Genomic DNA, 22,133 nt, shown 5'->3' on the forward strand with positions numbered 1-22,133 from the left:
TCTAGTCTATATTTCACATTTATTCAGTAAACCCTAATTAAATAAATGTCCCAGCCAGGGGAAAAACTATGACAACTCTCGACATTTTACCAGAAGTTACCTGTCCCCCCACCGATTTATGGAGTGATGAACCACCCTTGGAAAGTGATTTACATCTGCAACAGATCATAATTCTCCTCAATTGTCTAGAATTATTATGGCAAGAGAAAAACGATTACTACGCTTCCGGTAATCTGACTATCTACTATAACGAAGAACAACTGAAAAAGCGCGATTTCTGCGGTCCTGATTTTTTTGTGGTTTTAGATACAGAAAAACGTCCCCGCAAAAGTTGGGTGGTTTGGGGAGAACAGGGTAAATATCCCAATGTGATCGTGGAGATTATTTCCGATTCTACGGCCAATATTGACCGCACTAAAAAGAAAATTCTCTACCAAAATACTTTTCGCACTCCTAATTATTTTTGGTTCGATCCTAATACCTTAGAATTCCAAGGATTTACGATACTTGAGGGACAATATCAAGCTATTTCTCCCAATGACCGGGGTTATCTATGGAGTGAACAGTTAGGATTATATTTAGGCATATTTGACCGTAAACTGCGTTATTTTACCGCCGATGGTCAATTGGTTCCCACTCCCCAAGAAGCTGAATTACAGCAAAGACAAGCAAAGGAACAGATTCTTTTAGAAAAGGAACAGATTCTTTTAGAAAAGGAACAGGAACGACAGGCAAAAGAACAGGCTCTTTTAGAAAAAGAACAGGCTCTTTTAGAAAAAGAACAAGAACGACAAGCCAAGGAAAGATTAGCGGCAAAATTACGAGAATTAGGCATCAACCCCCAGACAATTTAGCCGGTCAAAATCTTCACATAGCGATCGATAACCCCTTGAGTTACAATTATCTTGATTTGACTGGACAGACCCGAATGCAACTCACTCCCGAACAATACAAAGAAAAAATGCAGCGCCGCAAGGTCATCCAAGAGGAACGTTTGGCCGAAAAAATCGCTGAAAAAGGTTTAATTATCGTTAATACCGGCGATGGTAAGGGAAAAACCACGGCAGCCCTCGGTATGGTTTTACGTTCCCTCGGTCATGGTTACAAAGTGGCGGTGGTACAATTCATCAAAGGTGCTTGGGAACCTGCCGAACAAAAGATTTTTAGTGTTTGGGGGGAACAAATCGAGTTTTATGCTATGGGGGAAGGTTTTACCTGGGAAACCCAAGATAGAGAAAGAGATATAGAGAAAGCCCAAGAAGCATGGCAAAAAGCCCTAACTTTTCTCGAAAATCCCCAATATCAATTAATTTTACTCGATGAGATCAATATCGCCCTTAAATTCGGCTATCTGGATATTCAGGAAGTTATCGCTGGTTTAGCCCAAAAACCCCCTAATTGTCACGTTATTCTCACTGGTAGAGGAGCTTTACCCGAATTAATCGAGATAGCGGATTTAGTCACGGAAATGAAGTTAATTAAACATCCCTTTCGTCAACAGGGAGTGAAAGCGCAACCCGGCATCGAATTTTAATTAACTACTGCTTAAGCGTTGTACCGTCTCTCCCGACAATAATCGATGAGTTTCGGCGAGAAGATAGGGAATTTTATCAGCGTGGGGACTAGCGGCTAAACAGGCAGTTAAATCGAGTTTTTCCACCTCTTTTGCCTGTTGACCGGGGAACCAATGACCCCCATTCCCCAAGAGATTGTATCTGGCCCTCGCAAAGTCAATCATATCGTAGGCGATAACAAGATTGCGTAACCAGAGGATAGAACGAATATTAATCTGATTGGGGGTATTTTCCCAGCTAGGTAAACCCACAGACCAAGTTTTTACCCAATTATCGCCTAAACAGTTGATCATCTCCCCTTGCAATCTCTCGATAATTGCCGGTAAAATCTCCTCGGAGCGATCGAGTAAGGGTAAAGTTTTCAGGTGTTCATCAAAATCTCTGGCTCGCGCAGCACCGATACTAAGGGTATGGACGGCCGGATGACTGAGACAAAATAGGTCATTAAAAACCATCGGACTGAGAGGAGAACAGAGAGCCACGAGCTTAGGGGGAGGATTGTAGAGATGGCCGCCCTTATCGGAGGGACTAATGATAAAAACCCCCATATCGTGCTGTTTTGCCGCTTCTATGGCCGGCCAGTTATTCTGAAAAATATAGTACCAGTGCAGATTGAGGTAATCGTAACAATTTGTTGCAATAGTCTTGACAATTACATCAGTTGGTGCATGGGTGGAGAAACCGATAAAACGAACTTTTCCCTGTTGCTGTAATTTTTTCGCCTCTTGCCAACAACCGCCCTCGGCCATAGTATCATCGAGAATTTCCTCGGTGTTGATGCCATGGATGCCCAACAAATCCACATAATCTAACCGTAAAAATTGCAGGGATTGCTCAAATTTACGGCGAAATTCCCGCACATCTTGACTAGGAGAAACTTTCGTCTGCACGATAATCTTTTCCCTCGGTAGTTGCGGCAAAATTTTGCCCAATTGCATCTCGGAAGTGCCGTAACCCCTAGCGGTTTCGATGTGATTAATCCCCACTTCCAGAGATTTATTGATAATTGCCTCTAAATTGCCTTGATTCTCGTCGGGAATTTGCGACATTGGCACATCCTGCCACTGAAATTGATAGCGCATCCCCCCACAGGAAAACACTGGCATTTGTAGATTAGTGCGACCGAAACGACGATACTGCATATATTCAGTTATCAGTGGGAATTATGAATTATGAATTATGAATTATGAATTATGAATTATGAAGTGGGGAGGTGGGGAGATGGGGTTTTAGGGTTTTGGGGTATTAGTTGAAACTTCCCTATTTCCCCATTCTCCCATTCCCTATCCCCTGTTCCCTGTTCCCTAAATTTAATCGGGTACAGTGAGAATTTCGACACCAGTTTCGGTGACGGCGATGGTGTGTTCAAATTGGGCCGAAAGTTTACCATCTTTAGTAATAGCAGTCCAACCGTCTTTTAAGACAATATGTTGCCAGGTTCCCTCATTAATCATTGGTTCAATGGTGAATACCATACCGGGGCGAATTTTTTTGCCCTTGCCGCGAGTGCCGTAGTGGGGAACCTGCGGACCGGTGTGAAAAACATTACTGATACCATGACCGACAAAATCTCTAACCACCGAGAATCCTTGGCCTTCCGCATATTCTTGGATAGCTGCGCCGATATCGCCGATTTTACCCCCCGGCTGCACTGCATCTATGCCTCTTTGCAGACATTCTCTGGTAACTTCCACTAACTTTTTAGCCAGGGGGGAGGGAGTACCGACAAAGAAAGTCTGGGAGGTATCGCCGTGATAACCCTCTAAAATCGGGGTGACATCGATGTTAATAATATCGCCATCTTTGAGGATTTGATCGGCGCTGGGGATGCCGTGACAGATAACCTCGTTAATGCTAGTACAGATGGACTTAGGAAAGCCGTGGTATCCTAGGGGCGCACTTTTGGCTCCATGGGCGCGAGTCCAACGTTCTGCTTCATCATTGATTTCTAGGGTACTTACCCCCGGTTTAACCATATCTGCCAGATGATCTAACAGTTTAGCCGCTAATCGTCCGGCTCGTCGCATTTTGTCAATTTCCCGCGGGGAGAGTAAGGTGATGGTATCGTTGCCCATGAATTATCCGACTGTTGAGAAAGATTCTTGTTACATTTCTTATCCTAGCAAAATCGGGCAGTCTTAGGGTTTAGGGTGTAGGGTGTAGGGTGTGGGGTGTGGGGGAATTATGAATTATGAATTATGAATTATGAATTGGGGAGCAGGGAGTGGGGTGTGGGGTGTGGGGGAATTATGAATTATGAATTATGAATTGGGGAGCAGGGTGTGGGGTGTAGGGTGTGGGGTGTAGGGTGTGGGGTGTGGGGGAATTATGAATTATGAATTATGAATTATGAATTGGGGAGCAGGGAGTGGGGTGTGGGGAGAATAAATAAAAATAATCTCCTGTCTCCTGACTACTGATAACTGATAACTGATAACTGATAACTGATAACTGATAACTGATAACTGACAAGACAAATTAACCGAATCTACCGGCTACATAATCGCGAGTTTGTTGATTAACTGCATCGGTGAAAATTTTCTGGGTGGTGTCAAATTCTACCAAACGACCGACGCGGGTTTCATCGGCATTAAAAAAGGCCGTGCGATCGGATACCCTAGAGGCCTGTTGCATATTATGGGTGACAATCACGATCGTGTATTGTTGCTTCAATTCATGGATTAATTCCTCGACTTTGAGGGTAGAAAGGGGGTCTAAGGCCGAACAAGGTTCATCCATTAATAATACTTTTGGTTTTACCGCCAAAGCGCGAGCAATACACAATCTTTGTTGTTGTCCTCCCGATAATCCTAAAGCAGATTTATTCAACAGATCTTTAACTTCATTCCAAAGAGCAGCCCCTTTTAAAGCTGATTCCACAATTGCATCTAATTCACTGCGACTAGCGGAACGATAAATTCTAATACCGTAGGCAATATTATCGTAAATACTAGCAGGAAAAGGGTTAGGGCGCTGAAACACCATACCCACCTGTCGCCGTAAGGTATGAAGGTTAACTTTGGGGGCGTAGATATCTTGGCCAAAAAACCTAACTTTGCCCTTAACTGTCACTTGTCCCTCTAATTCCCCGATGCGATTGAGGGCTTTTAAGAGAGTGGATTTACCACAACCGGAGGGGCCGATCATGGCGGTTACTTGCCTTTGCGGGATTTCTAAAGAAACACCTTCCAGGGCTTTTTTACTACCATAGAAAAAGCTAATATTTTCGACTTCGATCGCCGAATTAGCTAGAGAAGTAGGACTGTTCATGAGAGAGGAATCGATCATAAGAAAAATGCTTAATTTGAGCGTTTACGAGTGACAAAACGGGAGAGAAGGCTAGTAATTAAAACTAAGATAATTAGGACTAAAGAAGCTGTCCAAGCCAGGGAATTTTGTTCAGGAAAGGGGGAACTAGCATAGTTATAAATCAACACCGTTAAAGCCGGTGTGGGCGACCAAAGACTTTCTTGCCAAAATTGACTAAATAAAGCCGTAAACATTAAAGGGGCGGTTTCTCCAGCGGCCCGGGCCACCGCTAATAATATCCCGGTCATAATCGGTGCGATCGCTGCTGGTAGGACAATGCGAAATACCGTATCGAAACGGGAACCCCCCAAAGCGGAGGAACCGAGACGGTAGGACATAGGTATTAGTTTTAGTGCCTCTTCCGTGGTTAAAGCGATGATGGGCAACATAATCACCCCCAAAGCAAAGGCCCCCGCTACGGCGGAAAATTGTTTGGTAGTTAACACCAAAACCCCGAAGGAAAACACCCCGACAATAACGGAAGGGGTACTACTCAACACCACGATCGCAAAGCGCAGAATACCGCCAATTTTGGAACCCCGAGCGAATTCCGAGAGAAAAACCCCGGTGAGAATCCCCAGAGGTATGCTGCCGAGGGATGCTAAACCGACCATGGTTAAAGTACCCACGATCGCATTAGCGAAACCGTTGGGAACACTGGGATCGGAGCCAACTGGGGCGGGTAAAGAGGTGAAAACTTGCCAATTGAATCCGGGTAAACCTTCTTTGACAATTTGAAAGAGGATAGCGAATAAAGGTAGAATGGCGATGGCACTAAGAGCGATCGCTAAACCCGTGAGACCGTTGGTAAAAAAATGTCGCCAGGGTGACAGGGGTTGCTGTAAATCTTCTTCGGGAAAAGCTCCTTGGCTCATAAAATTAACGATTGCGGTTGATAAATTGTACTAATAAAGCCGCTACACTATTGACAGCTAAGGTAATAACAAATAGAATTAAAGCTAGATACATCAAGGCTCCGATGTGGATTTTTTCAAAAGCTTCTGGGAAGGTATTGGCTAGTACAGCAGGAATAGTATAACCGGGGGCCAAGAGGGAGGGACTAATAATCGAGGAGTTACCGATTACCATGGCTACCGCCATAGTTTCCCCTAAAGCGCGACCTAAACCGAGGATAATCGCCCCGATAATGCCAGAACTGGCCGCCGGCAACAACACGCGCCAGATGGTTTCCCAACGAGTGGCACCTAGGGCCATGGAGGCGCTGCGTAATTCGGGGGGGACGGTAAGCAACACATCGCGACTGATAGCGGAAATAGTCGGCACGATCATGATGGCCAGGATCACACCGGCGATCAGCATACTTGGTCCCAAAGGTTGGGTATTAAACAAAGGGAACCAAGCAAAATTTTGAAATAACCATTCTTGTAGGGGTTTAAGCACGGGAATTAGCACGAAAATCCCCCATAACCCGATAATTACGCTAGGAATCGAGGCAATTAATTCCACCAGAAAACCGATGGGATAACGGACACTTGCCGGCAAATAATTCTCGCTAGTGGTTAAAGCAACGGCAACACTGAGGGGAATAGCTAATACAAGAGCCAGAATCGAGGAAACGATCGAACCGAAAATAAAGGGTAAACCACCAAATTTGAGGACGTTCACATCCCAAGTGGTTCCCCAGAGAAATCCCCAACCGAATTCATTGATCGCCGGCCGCGCATCCTGAAAAACAATCCAGGCCATCCAGAGCAGAAAAATTAAACCAGAGGCGGCACAAATCCAGACTAAGACTGTAAAAATGCGATTGAATAAACCCGCAGTGCCGGGGTTTTCGTTAAGATTGGCCGCCGAGACAGCCAAGGACTCGACGGATTCAGAAAAATTGGCCATAAGATAGAGAGCGATTACCACTTATCAGTTGTTTAAAACGCAACTGTAGGGGCTGAACAATGTTCAGCCCACAGAAAAGAAATACTTGCAGTTATTAGTTATGGACTTAACCGGTAACTTTTTTCCATCTTACTGGAAAGCGGTGACAATCAAGCCTAAACTAATACAAAAGTATTTATTTAATTTTGTTAACTTCGGCTAAAACTTTTTGAGTCACCGATTGGGGAATCCGGGTAAATTCCAATTGATTGTTAATACCTTGACCAGTGGTCAGAATCCAAGTCAACAGTCTTTTAATTTCTGCCGCTTTTTTGTTATCAGCGTAGTCTTTCGGTACTAATAACCAAGTAATCCCGACGATCGGATAACCACTGCTCGGATCGTCCATATTAGCGGTAAAATCGGCGTTAAATTTGATCCCTTCCATCGCCTTGTTAGCTTGAGCGAGACTGGGTTCGACAAATTGACCAGCTTTATTCTGAACTTTAGCAGTTCTCATGGTTGCCCCTTCATTTTTGCGGGCAAAGGTATCTTGAACGTAACCGATCGAGCCTTCTGTTTGTTTAACCAGGGCCGCCACACCATCATTTTTCGGTCCTTTGAGAACGGTAAAACCCCAGTTAGGTTCTTTGCTGGTTCCCACCTTACTTTTGAAGGAAGGACTAATCGCACTCAGGTGAGAGGTAAAAATCTCGGTAGTACCGCTACCATCGGCTCTAACCACCACTTTAATGGGTTGGTTGGGAAGTTTCGGATCCACTTGTCTCCAGTTAGTGATCTCGCCACTGAAGATTTTACCGAGGTTAGCCCTGGAAATTTGCAGGTTATTTACCCCAGGCAAATTATAAACCACGGCGACGGCTCCCCCGGCGGTGGGAACTAGCAGTAAACCGTTTTTCATCTGGCCTTTTTCCGAGGAGGAAGGAGCGGCATCGGAAGCCCCAAAATCGACGGTTCCAGCGATAAATTGCCGGACACCAGCACCGCTACCGACGGAATTATAGTTAACGGTGACACCGGTGGCGTTTTTATAGTCGGCAAAATAACGCTGGTATAGGGGCGCGGGAAAGGAGGCTCCTGCACCGTTCAGGGTTTGGGCGAAAGCTTCTCCCATCGTCCCTGCTAAGGCCGCTGCCGTGGCGAAGGAGACAGCACACACACGAGTTAGGGTAGCAGTTGAGAATATCATAAATTTTCCGGTTGAAGAATCCTGCACAATTGGAGAAAGTTGAACTTTCTTCAAGATATAGTTTAAGGCACAAATATTACTTTTAAATCTAGAAATATTGGAGATTTTTTTGGGTTAAGATTCGGTAAAATTTTGGTTAAGTTTAATTTAAAAAATTCACAGCTTTTGGCAACAATTTAGATCGATTAAGACCAAAATCCATTGTATCTATTCGAGGATGAAATCTTAATTTAAACCATCTGTTGGGGAGAAATTGCCCGGACAAAGCTTTTTATCTAGGGTTTGCTGAATAAATCTAAAAATCTTGTTGGATAAGGCTTTTAGACTTTACACCCCACACCCCACACCCCACACCCTGCCCCCACGAAAAACTTTTTCAGCAGACCCTATCTAGGTGTGTCAAGGCAAACAGGGCCACCGCTGCTTTTCGCTACTGTTAAGTTTGTTATCTTTTTGGGGTGAGTTTCGTATTAAATCAATTTTTTTTGAAATGATGGAGATAAATTTTTCTGACTCCCAGAAAAGCAAGGGGATGGATAAATGCTGATAAATCTCGATAAATTGCTCAAAAAGGCTCTTATTTTTGTTAGTGCTGGTGTTTTAGTTGCTTGCGCTCCCGTTGACTCCCAATCAAACAAATCAATTATTATTGATGGGTCTAGCACCGTTTACCCGATCACCAAAGCTGTCGCCGATGAATACAAAAAACAAAAACAGCCGTCTGCGGATATAAGCGTCAAATTTTCGGGTACTACTGGCGGATTTCGGCAGTTTTGCGCTGGAAAAACTGATATTAGCAATGCTTCGCGACCGATTCGCAGCGATGAGATCGAAGCCTGTAATCGGAATAACATTAGATTTATCGAATTGCCGATCGCCTTTGACGCACTCACCATCGCAGTCAATAAAGAAAACAATTGGATTGACAGCATCACTTTAGAGGAATTAAAAAAAATCTGGGAACCTGCGGCCCAGGGTAAAATTACCAAGTGGAGTCAGGTGCGATCGGGATTGCCGGATAAACCTCTCAATCTCTTTGGTGCGGGCAAAGATTCGGGAACTTTCGATTATTTTACGGAAGCGGTGGTAGGAGAAGAAGATGTTAGCCGCAGCGATTACGTTGCCAGTGAAGATGATGACACTTTAATCCAAGGAGTTAGTCAAGATGCCAACGCCCTAGGATATTTTGGTCTAGCTTACTACGAAAAACAAGCGGCGAACTTAAAAGCCTTAGCAATAGACAGTGGTAAAGGGGCTGTTTTGCCCTCCCGGGAAACGGTGCTACAATCCACCTATCAACCCTTAGCCCGTCCTTTATTTATCTACGTTAACGCCCAAAAAGCCCAGTCTAATAAGGATTTACAGCGTTTTGTCGAGTATTATCTCAGTCAAGCTCAAAATATCGTTCAAGAGGTCGGTTATATTCCCCTGAGCGGTGAGCATTATCATTTAGCCAAGGTCACTTTCTTTAACGGGGAAGCGGGAACAGTTTTCGGGGGACACTCAAAATTCGATGTGACTTTAGCCGAATTACTGCGCCAGAAAGCCAAGTTTTAGAAACTTAAAATAGGGTGAGATTAACTCACCCTATCGACTTTTATTTTAGCTATTATTGCTGTGATCTTAACCAAAACGACCGCTAACATAATCTCTAGTGGACTCTTGAGCGGGATTTTGAAAGATAACCTCGGTGCGATCATATTCCACTAAATAACCCACTTTACCACCTTTTGGGGTCGGTTCAGCATTATAAAAAGCCGTTAAATCAGAAACCCGCGACGCTTGTTGCATATTATGAGTAACAATAACTATAGTATATTGGGTTTTCAATTCGTGAATTAATTCCTCAATTTTTAGGGTAGAAATTGGATCGAGTGCCGCACAGGGTTCATCCATTAAAACAACTTCCGGTTTAACCGCAATAGCGCGAGCAATACATAACCTTTGTTGTTGTCCCCCCGATAAAGCTAAACCACTTTCTTTGAGTTTATCTTTAACATCATCCCAGAGAACGGCTTTTTTTAAAGATTCTTCCACTAATTGATCCATATCACCGATGTAACCATTTAATCGCGCCCCAAAAGCGATATTTTCATAGATAGATTTAGGGAAAGGATTCGGTTTTTGAAACACCATACCGATGCGACTGCGTAACCCGATAGGATTAACGGAATTACCATAAATATCTTGGCCGCGAAAGGTAACTTTTCCCTCAATTTTGGCACTTTTAACCAGATCATTCATGCGATTAAAACAGCGTAAAACTGTACTTTTCCCGCAGCCAGAGGGACCGATAAAAGCGATCACTTTTTTCTCAGGAATATCAAGGTTAACATCACGAACAGCGAGATTAGAACCGTAGTAAACGTTTAAGTTTTTGGTTCTCAAAACCGCATCGGTAACAACATCGGTACTATACATAATCTTTAAAAAAAAAGGAGATGAGTGTTTTTTTAGTGACTGGTAAACAGTAATCGGTAATCAGTGAAAAGAAAACTCCCAACTTGCCACTTCATACTGTTCACTGAAAACTCACATCTGATAACTGATAACTGATAACTGATAACTGATTTAGCCAAAACGTCCACTAACATAATCTTTAGTTGCTTTTTCTTGAGGATCACTAAAGATTTTATCCGTATGATCAAACTCGACTAGATAACCGATTTTGCCACCTTTATCGGTTGGTTCAGCGTTATAAAAAGCCGTTAAATCCGCTACTCTGGTGGCTTGTTGCATATTGTGAGTAACAATAATAATTGTATAACGTTCTTTTAATTCGTGCATTAATTCCTCAACTTTTAAAGTTGAAATTGGATCGAGTGCCGAACAGGGTTCATCCATTAATAATACTTCTGGTTGAGCGGCAATAGTGCGAGCAATACATAATCTTTGTTGTTGTCCCCCCGATAGGGAAAAACCGCTTTCTTTCAGTTTATCTTTTACTTCTTCCCAGAGAGCAGCCCGACGCAAGGAAGTTTCTACTAATTCATCTAAATCGCCTTTATAACCATTTAATCGCGCTCCGTAAACCACATTATCATAGATGGATTTGGGAAAAGGATTAGGGCGCTGGAACACCATACCGATGTATTTTCTGACTTCGACAGGATCCACCTCTTGAGAGTAAATATCTTGGTTATGATAAAAAACTTTGCCGTCAATACGAAAACCGTGAATTAAATCATTGAGACGATTAAAACACCTGAGAATGGTACTTTTTCCACAGCCAGAGGGTCCGATAAAAGCGGTGACTTTATTTTTGGGAATATCGATCGAAACGTCCCGCACTGCTCGATAATTACCATAGTAAATATTAGCCTTATCCACCTTTAAAACGGTTGCAGTTGATTGGGTAGTGCGATTAGTTAGCATAAATTATTTCACTTGAATTTGGATAATTGAGGAATTGCAAAGATAGGTAGATTTTTACTTAAATATCCCTTTTCACTTTTTCCTTGACTTAATAGGTTTTCTGGCGCGTGGCTAAACGGGATAAAATGTTAGTTACCAACACCAAAAACACCAGAATTAAAGCCCCGGCCCAAGCTAATTGCTGTTGGGGGGCAAAAGGGGCAGTAGCAAAGTTGAAAACTAGGACCGAAAGGGTGGCAATCGGTTCAAAGACACCCCGGGGCCAAAAGTTAGAGAATAATGCCGTAAAAATTAAAGAGGCGGTTTCTCCAGCCGCCCTAGCAATTGCTAAAGTAACACCGGTCAAAATAGCGGGAACTGCCGCAGGAAGGACGATTTTTAGGACGGTTTGGTAGTTATAAGCCCCTAAACCCATGGCCGCCCAGCGGATGTCTTGGGGAACGATTTTTAAAGCCTCATCGGTGGTTCTAATAATAGTGGGTAACATTAACACCGCTAAACCGATCGAACCGGCCAGGGCAGAAAAGCCTAAAAGGGCTGTTCCTTCGCCAAATAAGGGGGCAACTAGCAAACCGTAGGCGAAAACCCCGACAATAATCGAAGGGACACCGGCTAAAACGTTGGTAGCAAAGCGCACACCCTGGGCAAGTTTGTTATCACCGCTAAATTCCGAGAGATAAACCGCCGCTAAAACCCCGATGGGAACTGCGATCGCCGTAGCCAGGGCAACGACAATAATTGTCCCTAAAATGGCGTTAGCGATGCCTCCTCCTCCTAACCCCGGCGGTGGCGGTAATTTGGTAAAGAGATTGGCGTTTAAACGACCCACCCCTTGCACAAAAACGAAGCCTAGGACGGCAAAAAGAGGAATAATCGTCACTGCTAAACATAAACCCGAAATTACGGTCATAATTGTCCCCAATAGCGATCGAGGACTACCCGGTTTCTTTTTGAGATTATTGCCTAAATTCGCACTATCCATATCAGTTATCAGTGGGAATTATGAATTATGAATTATGAAGTGGGGGAGTGGGGAGAAAAAAGATGCCTTCTGCCTTCTGACGGCTTAATACTTAGCTTTGACGCGATTAACGATTAATTCTGCGAAGATATTGACTACTAGGGTCAAAACCAAGAGAACAAAACCAGCATACATTAAAGCTGATACTTGCATTCCCGATGCTTCGGCGAATTGATTAGCCAATAAGGAAGCGATCGTGTTAGCGGGGGCGAGAATAGAGGCACTAATGCGGTTAGAATTGCCGATAATCATCGTTACTGCCATGGTTTCCCCTAAAGCACGCCCTAAAGCTAACATAATCCCCCCGACAATCCCGGAAAAAGCGGCGGGAATTAATACCCGAAAAATCGTTTCCCAACGGGTGGCCCCCAAGCCTAGGGAAGCTTGCCTTAGATCCGGCGGTAAAGCGGCCAAAGAGTCGCGAGAGATAGCGATAATAATCGGCAGGATCATAATTGCTAAAATAACCCCCGCCGGTAACATCCCAGGACCCCCTAAAGGAGTACTAAACAGAGGAATCCAACTAAAATTAGCATTTAACCAGTTACCAAGGGGTCTGAGGATAGGAATCAATACAAAGATACCCCATAATCCGTAAACAACACTGGGAATAGCGGCCAAAAGTTGTACGAGAAAAACCAAAATTGTCCGCGCATTTAAGGGAATAAAATCTTCGCTTAAAAAAATGGCTGAACCGATACCGAGGGGAACAGCAATCAGGAGGGCAATCAGAGAACTAACGAGAGTTCCGTAGATAACGGGCAGAACTCCGAATTCTTCCCGACCGCGCACGGGATTCCAAGCACTACTGGTCAAAAATCCCAGACCAAAGGTTTGAATCGCCGGTAAGGCCCGAATAAAAATAACTAGGGCAATTAGGAGCAAAATCAGCCCAATAGCGATGGCAAAGGCAGTGGTTAATCCGACAAAGCCTTTATCGAGGATTTTTTCCGATTCTGGACGTTCTTTAAAATTTGAGTCGGGTGGAACTGTGGGCGCACTCATGATTAGGGTTTAAATCCAGCTAGTTTGCGGTAGCTAAGGGAGAAATTGGCCTTTCTCCACTATTATTGTAACTTTGAATACATTTTTTCGGCTACTAATCCACATTGATTGTGTAATCGGGATAGATGACATCGGCAGCGGCGGCTACTCGTTCCCGGACGTTTTTCGGTAGGGGAATATAACCAAGGGCGGCGGACTGTTCCTGTCCCTGATTGAGTCCAAATTCAATCATCGCCTCCATAGCTAAAGCTTTTTGGGGATTGTCGTATTTTTTATAAACTAACATCCAACTATAGGTGACAATGGGGTAGGAATTTTCCCCCGGCGGATCAACGATAAAAGCCCGCAGATTTTCGGGTAATTCCACCGTAGCTAAGGTGGCAGCGGCGTTAGTTTCATTGGGGGCGACAAATTTACCCGCCTGATTTTGTAAAACGGCCATGGGCAGGTTATTATTTTTAGCGAAACCGTACTCAATATAACCGATCGAGCCTTGATTTTGTTGAATTAGGGCAGTTACTCCCTCATTACCCCTACCACCGAGAAATTTACCTTTTTTGGTCGGCCATTGTACGGCTTTTCCTTCCCCGATGCTTTTTTTCCATTCGGGACTAACGGCGCTTAAAAACTTAGTAAAAACCCCCGTTGTTCCGCTACCGTCTGCCCGGTGAACTACGGTAATTTCTTGATTGGGTAGTTTTAAATCGGGGTTATCGGCGGCGATTTTGGCATCGTTCCAACGGGTAATCGTGCCTAAAAAGATGCCTACATAGGCTTCTCTGCTTAGTTTCAGCCCTTCTACTCCGGGCAAATTATAAGCCATAACGATGCTTCCCGCCGTCATCGGTAGCAGTAAAACCCCGCGGCTAACTCTGGCCATATCCTCGTCACTCATGGCCACATCGGAAGCGCCAAAATCGATCGTACCTTGAATAAATTGTTCGACTCCCGCCCCGCTACCGGTAGATTGATAGTTAATTAGCAGTTTAGAAAATATTTGATTAATGGTGACAAACCAGTTTTGATATAGGGGTGCAGGAAAAGAAGCGCCCGCACCATTGAGGGCGACCTCTCCTTGTAGAGGAACCTGGGCGATTCTATTGCTTCCCTCTCCGCTAGTTCCTGCCGTATCGCCGCCCCCACAAGCGGTTAAAGTCGCTGTTAAAGTGGCTATGGATAAGGCTGTTAGTAAATGGGTTCTGTTTTTGTTGAGCATAGGATTAATTTTGATCCGTAAACTGCCTTAAATCTTACGCTAAAGTTTACCACGGATTGGTAAAGAATAGGTTAAGAAGTGAATAAAAGAACATAATGTATTGTCAAGAAAAATTTTCTCGATAACTAGACAAAAATCTCAACTTCTTTTACTATTTATTTTGACTAAACATTAGTTTTAAGTAGGGAGGCACAATTATTTGTAGGATGGGTTAGCGGTAGCGTAACATAATCGGGCGTTGGGTTTCATGCTTCAACCCAACCTACGTTCTTCTTTTACTATTTATTTTGACTAAACATTAGTTTTAAGTCGCGGGTAAAGCCGCTGACTTTTCCAGTTTAGATTAGTTTTTTCTCTTTCCCTATCATTATAGGGACGTAAAAAAAACAAAGAAAAGATTAAGGTTTTTAGTCATCATCCCTCAGCTTTTTTCTCCCCACTACCCCACTACCCCACTGATAACTGAAAAGTCTCCCCAATACCCGTTTTTACTTTCTCCTTTTTACACCTATGCTAGAAATCTTTACTCAGCTATCTCGTCCCACCAAAGTAGTGGCAATTGTCCTGGGTACTGCCCTAATTTTACCCGCCTGTGTCAATATTTCCACTCAAGACCTAAAACCGATTAAAATCGATGGTTCGAGTACCGTAGCACCAATTACCGATAAAGTTCTCGAAGATTTTAAAGCTAATACCCCTAACAAAGCTTTGGCTGATGTTAAAATTGACGCTAATATTTCAGGAACCGGCGGCGGTTTTAGAAAATTTTGTGCGGGAGAAACGGATATTAATAATGCTTCTCGGCCGATTTCTGTGGAAGAATTAAAAGAATGTGATGCTAATAAGGTAAGATTTATTGAACTACCGATCGCTTTTGATGCTTTAACCGTGGTAGTCAATCCCCAAAATAACTGGGTTGATGATATTTCCACCACAGAATTAAGAACTATTTGGGAACCAGCAGCCGAGAATAAAATCAAACGTTGGAATCAAATTAATCCCGCTTGGCCCGACCGAACGATTACCCTTCATGGGCCAGGTAAAGATTCTGGAACCTACGATTTTTTTAGTGAGGTAATTAACGGCAAAGATGCCAGTCGTGGGGACGTTAATTTTAGTGAAGATGACCAAGCTTTAGTTAATGCCGTCAGTCAAGATGCCAACGCTTTGGGATATTTTGGCCACGCTTATTATGAACAAAATCGGGATAAATTAAAAGCTTTAAAAGTTAACGGTATTGAACCAACTCGCGGCAATGTCGAGGATAGTAAATATCAGCCTTTATCTCGTCCTTTGTTTATTTATGTTAATGCCCAAAAAGCCCAAGAGAATCCCGCTTTAGAGAAATTTGTCGAACATTATCTCGATCGAGTTCCCAATTTATTAGATACTATTGGTTATATTCCCCTACCGGATGAGGCCTATCATTTGGCACGGGTACAGTTGCAAAAATTTGAGGTAGGAACGGTTTTTGATGGCCGACCCCAACCCAATTTAACCATCGGGGAATTACTTCGCAAACAAGCCCAATTTAAAGCTAAGTAACGATTCCCATCTCATACTAAATCCCTTGAGTATAGGCTACATATCAGGAGAGGCACTTCTGCAAGGGGAGTGACTCTTAAATTATTACAGATGTGTCAGCGGCTGCGTGTAAGCATCCCACCGAAAAACTAATGCGCTCCGGGGTTTGGGGGCGGCGCCACGCCCCCAACGGGGGGTTTGGGTAGGGTTGATTCATGAATCAACCCTACTATGAATCAACCCTACCCATTCAGCGTATCGAGAAACTTGCTAATTAACCTTTCGGTGTCGCCCCAAATTGTTCGATGAGGATAGAGGTTAACACCGATTTTAAGTCTTCACAGGGAATCCCTTTTTGTACACAACTTCCCAGGTGGGCATCTTTACCCACTTTACCCCCCATGTAGAGGTCAACTCCCTCCACGGTTTTGCCGTCTTTGCGAGCTTTTGTCCCCATCAAACCGATATCGGCCACTTGGGGTTGTCCGCAGGAGTTAGGGCAACCGGTCCAGTGCATACGCACACCCCGGGGAATATTTAATTCGGCATCTAACTGACGAATCAAGTCCACAGCCTTATTTTTGGTTTCAATCAGGGCAAAATTGCAGAATTGCGCCCCCGTGCAAGAAACGAGCGCTCGTTGTAAAGGAGTGGGATTGGGGGTAAACTTAGCCAGTAAAGGCTCGGTTAAAAGAGTTGGCATATTTTCAGCCGCTATATTGGGAATAATCACGTTTTGTTCCACGGTTAAACGCAATTCTCCGCTGCCATACACTTCGGCAATCCGGGCTAAATCTAACATATCATCGGCAAATAGACGGCCAACGGGAACACAAAGACCGATATAGCTCAATCCCTCCTGTTTTTGGGGAAAAACTCCTAAATGATCTCGTTTTTCCCAGTCAATAGCGTCTTTTTCCGCTGCCGTTGCCAAGGGATAACCTAGGTGATTAGCCACCCGCGTGCGGAATTCCTCAATTCCCCACTCATCAATTAACCACATTAAACGGGATTTTTGACGGTTGGAGCGCAATCCGTTATCGCGGTAAACTTCCAAAATTCCTCGGCATAAATCCACCACTTCCTGATTCGGTCTCACCCAAACATTCATGGGAATTGCCGCTTCACAGCGTTTAGCCGAGAAAAAGCCGCCCACCACGACATTAAAGCCTAATTCTTCCTCTTTATAGGCAGGAACAAAGGCAATATCGTTAATTTCCGCATGAACGGAATTATCCCGTCCCCCCTCGATGGCAATATTAAATTTGCGGGGCAGATTGCTAAATTGATAATTACCTTGACCGTAGTTGGTAATCATATCTTGGACTTTTTGGACTAATTCCCTGGTGTCAATTAATTCATCCGCATCTAGTCCCGCCATGGGTGAACCGGTAATATTTCTGACATTATCCATGCCCGATTGTACCGAAGTCATACCCACGGATTTTAGTCGTTGGAAAATATCAGGAATATCTTCGATACGAATACCGCGTAATTGTAGGTTCTGACGAGTAGTAATATCGGCATTGCCATCATCGCCGTAACGCTGCACGATTTCCCCTAAAACGCGCATTTGCTCACTGCTAATAATGCCGTTAGGAACCCGTAAACGCATCATGAATTTACCCGGGGTGACGGGACGATAAAAAACCCCCACCCATTTTAAGCGATGTTCTAAATCGGTTTTATCCATCGCTTCCCAACCGATTTGGGCAAAATGATCCAGTTCATCTTTAATGGCTAATCCGTCTTTTTCGGCTTTAAATTTCTCGAATTTATTGAGAGTCGTTCCATCTTTTTCAGGTGCTTGTACCACGAATCTATCTCCTTCTGGTTTGTGAGTGTAATTGTTCTAGTTGGTGGGGGTTAGAAATGAAGAAATCGCGATTTAACAATAAGTATTCTGTAAAATACTGTCGTCATTAGCAAAAATTTAGTAATTTACCTAGTCTCTATTTGTTATTTAATTCGTTTTAACTTGGGTGATTTTGTATTGTTTGTAACAGAAATTCGCTCACCATCGTGTTTAAGCATTTATATCATGCAGTAAGTGCATTGAGATGGGGTGTGGGGGGAAGGGAGCAGGGAATTTTCCTAAGCGAGAAACTTAACCAACTCCTCTAATTTTTGCCAAGCTAACCCACTGGCTAAAATGTCGCGAGCGAGGGCGAAACCGGCAGCATGGTCGCCAAAAGTGACCTTTTCTGCCACCTGTAGGGCAAGAGAGGCATTAATCGCCACAGCATCCCGTTGAGGCGGCGTTCCCCCCCCTTGCAGGACATTTTTGAGGATTTCGGCATTTTCTGGCACTTCCCCGCCTTTAAGGGCATTTAAACTGGCTCTGGGGATAGCAATTGACAAGGGATCGATCGCCGCAGAAATCACCTCGCCATTATTTAATAAAGCCATATCGGTCAGATCTCCTAACCCCACCTCGTCGAGTTTTTCCCGGCCGTGAACAATAATCGCCTTGGGGGTTCCCATTTGTGCTAAAGCTGTGGCCATGGGGGTGAGAAATTGCTGGTCATAAACCCCGATAACTTGACCTGTGGGACGGAGAGGATTAACTAGAGGGCCCAGAAGATTAAAAACCGTGCGAACTTTCAGGGTTTTGCGGAGATTAGCCACACTTTTCAGGGCTGGATGCCAACCGGGGGCAAAAAGAAAGGTCACTCCCACCCCATCTAAAGCCGCCGCCACCTTCTCGCTAGGGGCGCTCAAATTAACCCCAAGATATTCTAAAACATCGGCCGAACCGACTTTACTGGAGGCGGAGCGATTGCCGTGTTTAGCCACTTTTACGCCCCCGGCGGCCGCCACAAAGGCCACGGCAGTGGAAATATTAAAGGTTGAAGCCCCGTCACCGCCGGTGCCACAGGTATCGATAACGGGAGTGGTATGGGGTTTAGGGTCTTCTAAGCGAGATTGTTGCCGTAAAACTCCGGCCATTCCCGCTAATTCGTCCGCCGAGACTCCTTTTGCTTGCAAAGCCGCTAAAATTGCCCCCGATAAAACTTCTGGAATCTGGCCGTTTAACCATCCGGTCATTAATTCTTCAGCTTGGTTAAGGGAAAGGGATTTTTGATCGAGTAGTTGCTGCAGTAGGTTTGGCCAGTCTTGATTGGTCATCGCTGTTCCATTGGTGTGGGGATGGGGCGATATACTATCATAGCGGTTTGTCTGGAGAATCGATCGCTCCTAGGAATTTTTACTTTAAATCGAGCAAACCCTGTTCTTTTAACTTAGGATTAAAACGAATTTCCATCTGTACTCCCCGTTTTTCTAGGGTTGATAAAATATCATTTTCCACTCGTCTGGATACCTGTTTTAATAACTTAATTTTCCCTAATTCGTCAGCACTTTGATAAATTTCTTTTTCTGTGTCAGTCATGGCTAATTTAGCATCAATTGGTTCTGTCCAGAGTTTTTCATTGTCGATTACTGCCTGACTTTCTCTTAGCCAAGCTTGTTTAATCGCTTCGAGAATAGTCCTATTAGGACGCTCGATCACCTGTATTTTTAGCCAATAACAAGCTTGAGGCTGTCGGGCAAGATGTTGTTTTAAACTGAGATAAATATCACGAGAATAGCCGACAAAATCTAGGACTTGCTCTCGATTAAAAATGGCATAAACCCCGATTTTTCCCTGGAAATCAGCAGAGATATTACCCGTGGTATCTAGGTAGGGAATATATTCTAATTGTTGGAGATTAGCAAAAGTATCAGGCTCATTCATAATTAATCGTCGCTCATTGGTTGGAGATAGCTAAATTATACCTAAGTAAGTAGTTATAATTAAATTGAAGATAGATTTTGCCTCTGATCCCCCCTTAGTCCCCCCTTGATAAGGGTAGGGTCGTTTCATTCTCTCTTATGTCATTCTCTAAAATCCTTATCTGGCAACGTTTTTAGTCGATTTCTCGGAAATACATAGCTGAAAATTTGTCAAAACGTCGTGCTTTGTAGGTTGATTCATGAATCAACCTACTATGAGAGCAAAAACCTGTACTTCCCTGCTCCCTAGCTTACCTCATAAGCGATTAAGGGTAGCAAAAAAAGAATTAGATTCGGAGAATGAATCAGTCCTACCTTGATAAGGGGGGTATCTGACAACTTTTAACACCTACCTACCTAAGTTTGAATTTTATATTGCGGGCTGTGGCTAACCTAGTATGGTAAACTAACAGTTGCCCTGCCGTTAGTCGCAGGGAACAATAAGCAAGTGAGCATAGCTGAGGTTCCTCCGTATGGATATCTTTCAGGAGTACGGTATTGAGTACCTGTACCACATGACTTATATAAATAACCTTACCTCTATCATTACGAATGGATTGTTGTCACATACATAATGAAGCCTATAGGAGAGGATTAATAGAAGTAGATATTTCTGATCCAGATGTTCAAGATAGAAGAGCTAATCGAAAAATTGACGAAATACCACTACATGAATATGTCCCGCTGTATTTTTCACCCAGAAATCCAATGCTGTATAGTAGGAAACAGCATCAAGATGACATTGTTATTTTGGGAATTGAGCCACAACTTTTATTAGAAACAAATGTTATCTTTTCTGATGGAAATGCAGCGGCAGGGGAGACTCGGTTCTATCGGGGTGCGCAAATGCTTAACCAGTTGCCGTGGAATGTAATCTGGGCGCAATACTGGAATGATTTCGAAGATGGCAAGCGCATGAAGTGTGCAGAGATACTTGTTTACCCGACGGTAGCGCCCAATAGGATCAAAGCAGTATTTTGCCGTTCCCAGAAGCACAGCAACGTTATCCTTGCAGCTATACAGAGAACTGATATTATAGGAATGGTAGGTCCAGGTTTATATTTCTAGTCATGCTACATTACACAGATACCACAGTTTTCAATGTCAACACGCAAACGATTGTTAACACAGTTAACTGCGTTGGTGTAATGGGTGCTGGCTTGGCTCTAGAGTTTCAGCTAAGATTTCCAGAAATGGAAAAAGACTATGTAGAGCGATGCAGGAAAAAAGAGGTTAAAACTGGAAAGCCTTATCTTTACAGAAATTATGGGAATGTTTGGATTCTTAACTTCCCGACAAAGGATCACTGGAAGTATCCCTCTAAAATTGAATGGATAGATGAGGGACTTAAGTATTTTTCCATTAACTATCAGAAAGGCGGCATTACTTCGATCGCTTTTCCTAAGTTGGGATGTAGTCATGGTGGACTTGATTGGGGTGATGTATCCCCTTTGATGGAAAAATATCTGGGAAACCTCGATATTGATGTATTTATTTGTTTAGATCAAGAAAAGGAAGCAACGGGTGTAGAGGGTTCAATGGTTAGTTTGGTCAATAATATTGAGAGCTTTGGATGGGATAAAGAACTTAATCTCAGAGCTGATATCAGAAAAAAAATAATTCATGCCTTACCAATTAGAAGATTTCGAGAGTTAGGAAAAATTGAAGGTGTTGGTAAGCAGACATATAATGATATGTTTAGCTTCTTATATCAATCCGTAAAGAAATTTGAGTTTGAGAAAGATAAGCCTAAATCTGCTAATACATTGCAACTTCAGATTCTGGACACAATTACTGAAGAAGAGAACTGGCAAGAATCTACCAATCAGTTAAGTTCTCAATTAGAAGCAGTAGGTTTTTATGAAGAACGCACTGAGATAAACACTACTCTTACTACAGAGGAGAATCTAGGGGCTTCTGCAAGTCAGTCAAGTTCTCCGTTACAAGCGGCATCTACTACTGAAGAACAGAGAATTATGGGTGCTTCTTGCAATGAAAATTATGATGCTTTCCTGATAATTCTGCCCTATATAGAACAAGCACTTAGTACAGAGCGCACAAAAGATGAAATTTCTGAAATGTTTAAGCTTCCTAAAAAGTTGGTAGGTGAGTGGTTGGAAGCGGCAGAAAAACTTGGTAAAGTTAAAAAGCTTACACGTCCTGTTAGGTATGTTGCCACATCGAATCAGTTGCAACGGCAATTAGAGTATGAGTTTGCGGTATAAGCTGTAAACAGGCTAATAACCGTGTTGCATAAGCTGTTAACTATCTATCTAAATTAATCGTTTACCG

Annotated in this window: 20 protein-coding genes; 6 read left to right on the forward strand and 14 right to left on the reverse strand. The window is 43.4% G+C overall.

The features are described from left to right. Positions 1-68 precede the first annotated feature (68 nt). Positions 69-854 (forward strand): Uma2 family endonuclease, encoded by a 786-nt coding sequence (locus tag LW728_RS00625; RefSeq protein WP_004268320.1) that lies wholly within the window; start codon positions 69-71, stop codon positions 852-854. A gap of 74 nt (positions 855-928) precedes the next feature. Then, positions 929-1,534 carry a cob(I)yrinic acid a,c-diamide adenosyltransferase gene (gene cobO / locus LW728_RS00630; protein WP_287764661.1) on the forward strand — a complete coding sequence of 202 codons (606 nt, stop codon included), beginning with the start codon at positions 929-931 and terminating at the stop codon, positions 1,532-1,534. On the opposite strand, the gene LW728_RS00635 is transcribed toward cobO, so the two are convergent. From LW728_RS00635 to pstS (LW728_RS00660), 6 genes are all read right to left on the reverse strand, one after another. Continuing rightward, entirely contained in the window at positions 1,535-2,716 is a 1,182-nt protein-coding gene (locus LW728_RS00635) for an aldo/keto reductase (protein ID WP_002802315.1), read from the reverse strand. It lies immediately after the preceding gene. Positions 2,717-2,884: 168 nt separating this feature from the next. Continuing rightward, positions 2,885-3,649 carry a type I methionyl aminopeptidase gene (map, locus tag LW728_RS00640; protein ID WP_002802314.1) on the reverse strand — a complete coding sequence of 255 codons (765 nt, stop codon included), beginning with the start codon at positions 3,647-3,649 and terminating at the stop codon, positions 2,885-2,887. Positions 3,650-4,052: 403 nt separating this feature from the next. Next, positions 4,053-4,862: a phosphate ABC transporter ATP-binding protein PstB gene (pstB, locus tag LW728_RS00645; protein WP_004268318.1), complete on the reverse strand. Its 810-nt coding sequence runs from the start codon at positions 4,860-4,862 to the stop codon at positions 4,053-4,055. Positions 4,863-4,873: 11 nt separating this feature from the next. Then, on the reverse strand, positions 4,874-5,758 hold the full coding sequence (pstA, locus tag LW728_RS00650) for a phosphate ABC transporter permease PstA (RefSeq protein WP_045359638.1): 885 nt from the start codon (positions 5,756-5,758) through the stop codon (positions 4,874-4,876). A gap of 4 nt (positions 5,759-5,762) precedes the next feature. Then, positions 5,763-6,737, reverse strand: a complete 975-nt coding sequence (gene pstC / locus LW728_RS00655; RefSeq protein ID WP_004268314.1) for a phosphate ABC transporter permease subunit PstC — start codon at positions 6,735-6,737, stop codon at positions 5,763-5,765. Positions 6,738-6,912: 175 nt separating this feature from the next. After that, complete coding sequence (pstS, locus tag LW728_RS00660; RefSeq protein WP_004268312.1) at positions 6,913-7,926, reverse strand: phosphate ABC transporter substrate-binding protein PstS; 1,014 nt, start codon at positions 7,924-7,926, stop codon at positions 6,913-6,915. 540 nt (positions 7,927-8,466) lie between these two features. Here pstS (LW728_RS00660) and LW728_RS00665 point away from each other — a divergent pair. Further along, positions 8,467-9,483, forward strand: a complete 1,017-nt coding sequence (locus LW728_RS00665; protein WP_287729107.1) for a PstS family phosphate ABC transporter substrate-binding protein — start codon at positions 8,467-8,469, stop codon at positions 9,481-9,483. Between the two features lie 66 nt (positions 9,484-9,549). On the opposite strand, the gene pstB (LW728_RS00670) is transcribed toward LW728_RS00665, so the two are convergent. The 5 genes from pstB (LW728_RS00670) to pstS (LW728_RS00690) all read right to left on the reverse strand — a co-directional run bounded on the left by pstB (LW728_RS00670) (position 9,550) and on the right by pstS (LW728_RS00690) (position 14,543). Beyond that, complete coding sequence (pstB, locus tag LW728_RS00670; protein WP_004268307.1) at positions 9,550-10,347, reverse strand: phosphate ABC transporter ATP-binding protein PstB; 798 nt, start codon at positions 10,345-10,347, stop codon at positions 9,550-9,552. A 150-nt stretch (positions 10,348-10,497) separates the two neighbouring features. After that, complete coding sequence (gene pstB / locus LW728_RS00675; protein ID WP_287764663.1) at positions 10,498-11,301, reverse strand: phosphate ABC transporter ATP-binding protein PstB; 804 nt, start codon at positions 11,299-11,301, stop codon at positions 10,498-10,500. A gap of 88 nt (positions 11,302-11,389) precedes the next feature. Then, the gene (gene pstA, locus LW728_RS00680; protein WP_287764664.1) at positions 11,390-12,283 is read right to left on the reverse strand and encodes a phosphate ABC transporter permease PstA; all 894 of its coding nucleotides are present in this window, start codon (positions 12,281-12,283) and stop codon (positions 11,390-11,392) included. An 84-nt stretch (positions 12,284-12,367) separates the two neighbouring features. Next, on the reverse strand, positions 12,368-13,327 hold the full coding sequence (pstC, locus tag LW728_RS00685; RefSeq protein WP_002749316.1) for a phosphate ABC transporter permease subunit PstC: 960 nt from the start codon (positions 13,325-13,327) through the stop codon (positions 12,368-12,370). Between the two features lie 94 nt (positions 13,328-13,421). Then, positions 13,422-14,543: a phosphate ABC transporter substrate-binding protein PstS gene (gene pstS / locus LW728_RS00690; protein ID WP_287764667.1), complete on the reverse strand. Its 1,122-nt coding sequence runs from the start codon at positions 14,541-14,543 to the stop codon at positions 13,422-13,424. Between the two features lie 510 nt (positions 14,544-15,053). Here pstS (LW728_RS00690) and LW728_RS00695 point away from each other — a divergent pair. Continuing rightward, entirely contained in the window at positions 15,054-16,088 is a 1,035-nt protein-coding gene (locus LW728_RS00695; protein ID WP_287764669.1) for a PstS family phosphate ABC transporter substrate-binding protein, read from the forward strand. Positions 16,089-16,341: 253 nt separating this feature from the next. Here LW728_RS00695 and LW728_RS00700 read toward each other — a convergent pair whose 3' ends face one another. The 3 genes from LW728_RS00700 to LW728_RS00710 form a co-directional block, all read right to left on the reverse strand. After that, the gene (locus LW728_RS00700) at positions 16,342-17,883 is read right to left on the reverse strand and encodes a ferredoxin--nitrite reductase (protein WP_287764672.1); all 1,542 of its coding nucleotides are present in this window, start codon (positions 17,881-17,883) and stop codon (positions 16,342-16,344) included. 278 nt (positions 17,884-18,161) lie between these two features. Then, complete coding sequence (gene trpD, locus LW728_RS00705) at positions 18,162-19,196, reverse strand: anthranilate phosphoribosyltransferase (protein ID WP_287764675.1); 1,035 nt, start codon at positions 19,194-19,196, stop codon at positions 18,162-18,164. A gap of 79 nt (positions 19,197-19,275) precedes the next feature. Beyond that, positions 19,276-19,803, reverse strand: coding sequence for a GIY-YIG nuclease family protein (locus LW728_RS00710; RefSeq protein WP_287764678.1), 528 nt, complete (start codon positions 19,801-19,803; stop codon positions 19,276-19,278). Between the two features lie 590 nt (positions 19,804-20,393). On the opposite strand from LW728_RS00710, the gene LW728_RS00715 reads away from it, so the two are divergent. Together LW728_RS00715 and LW728_RS00720 are read left to right on the forward strand one after the other, a co-directional pair. Then, a complete protein-coding gene (locus LW728_RS00715; protein ID WP_287764681.1) occupies positions 20,394-20,909 on the forward strand; it encodes a DUF4433 domain-containing protein in 516 nt (171 codons plus the stop codon). A gap of 2 nt (positions 20,910-20,911) precedes the next feature. Next, a complete protein-coding gene (locus LW728_RS00720) occupies positions 20,912-22,066 on the forward strand; it encodes a macro domain-containing protein (protein WP_287665465.1) in 1,155 nt (384 codons plus the stop codon). Positions 22,067-22,133 lie beyond the last annotated feature (67 nt).

The organism is Microcystis sp. 49638_E5 (assembly GCF_021300285.1).
Taxonomy (GTDB): Bacteria; Cyanobacteriota; Cyanobacteriia; order Cyanobacteriales; family Microcystaceae; genus Microcystis; species Microcystis aeruginosa_C.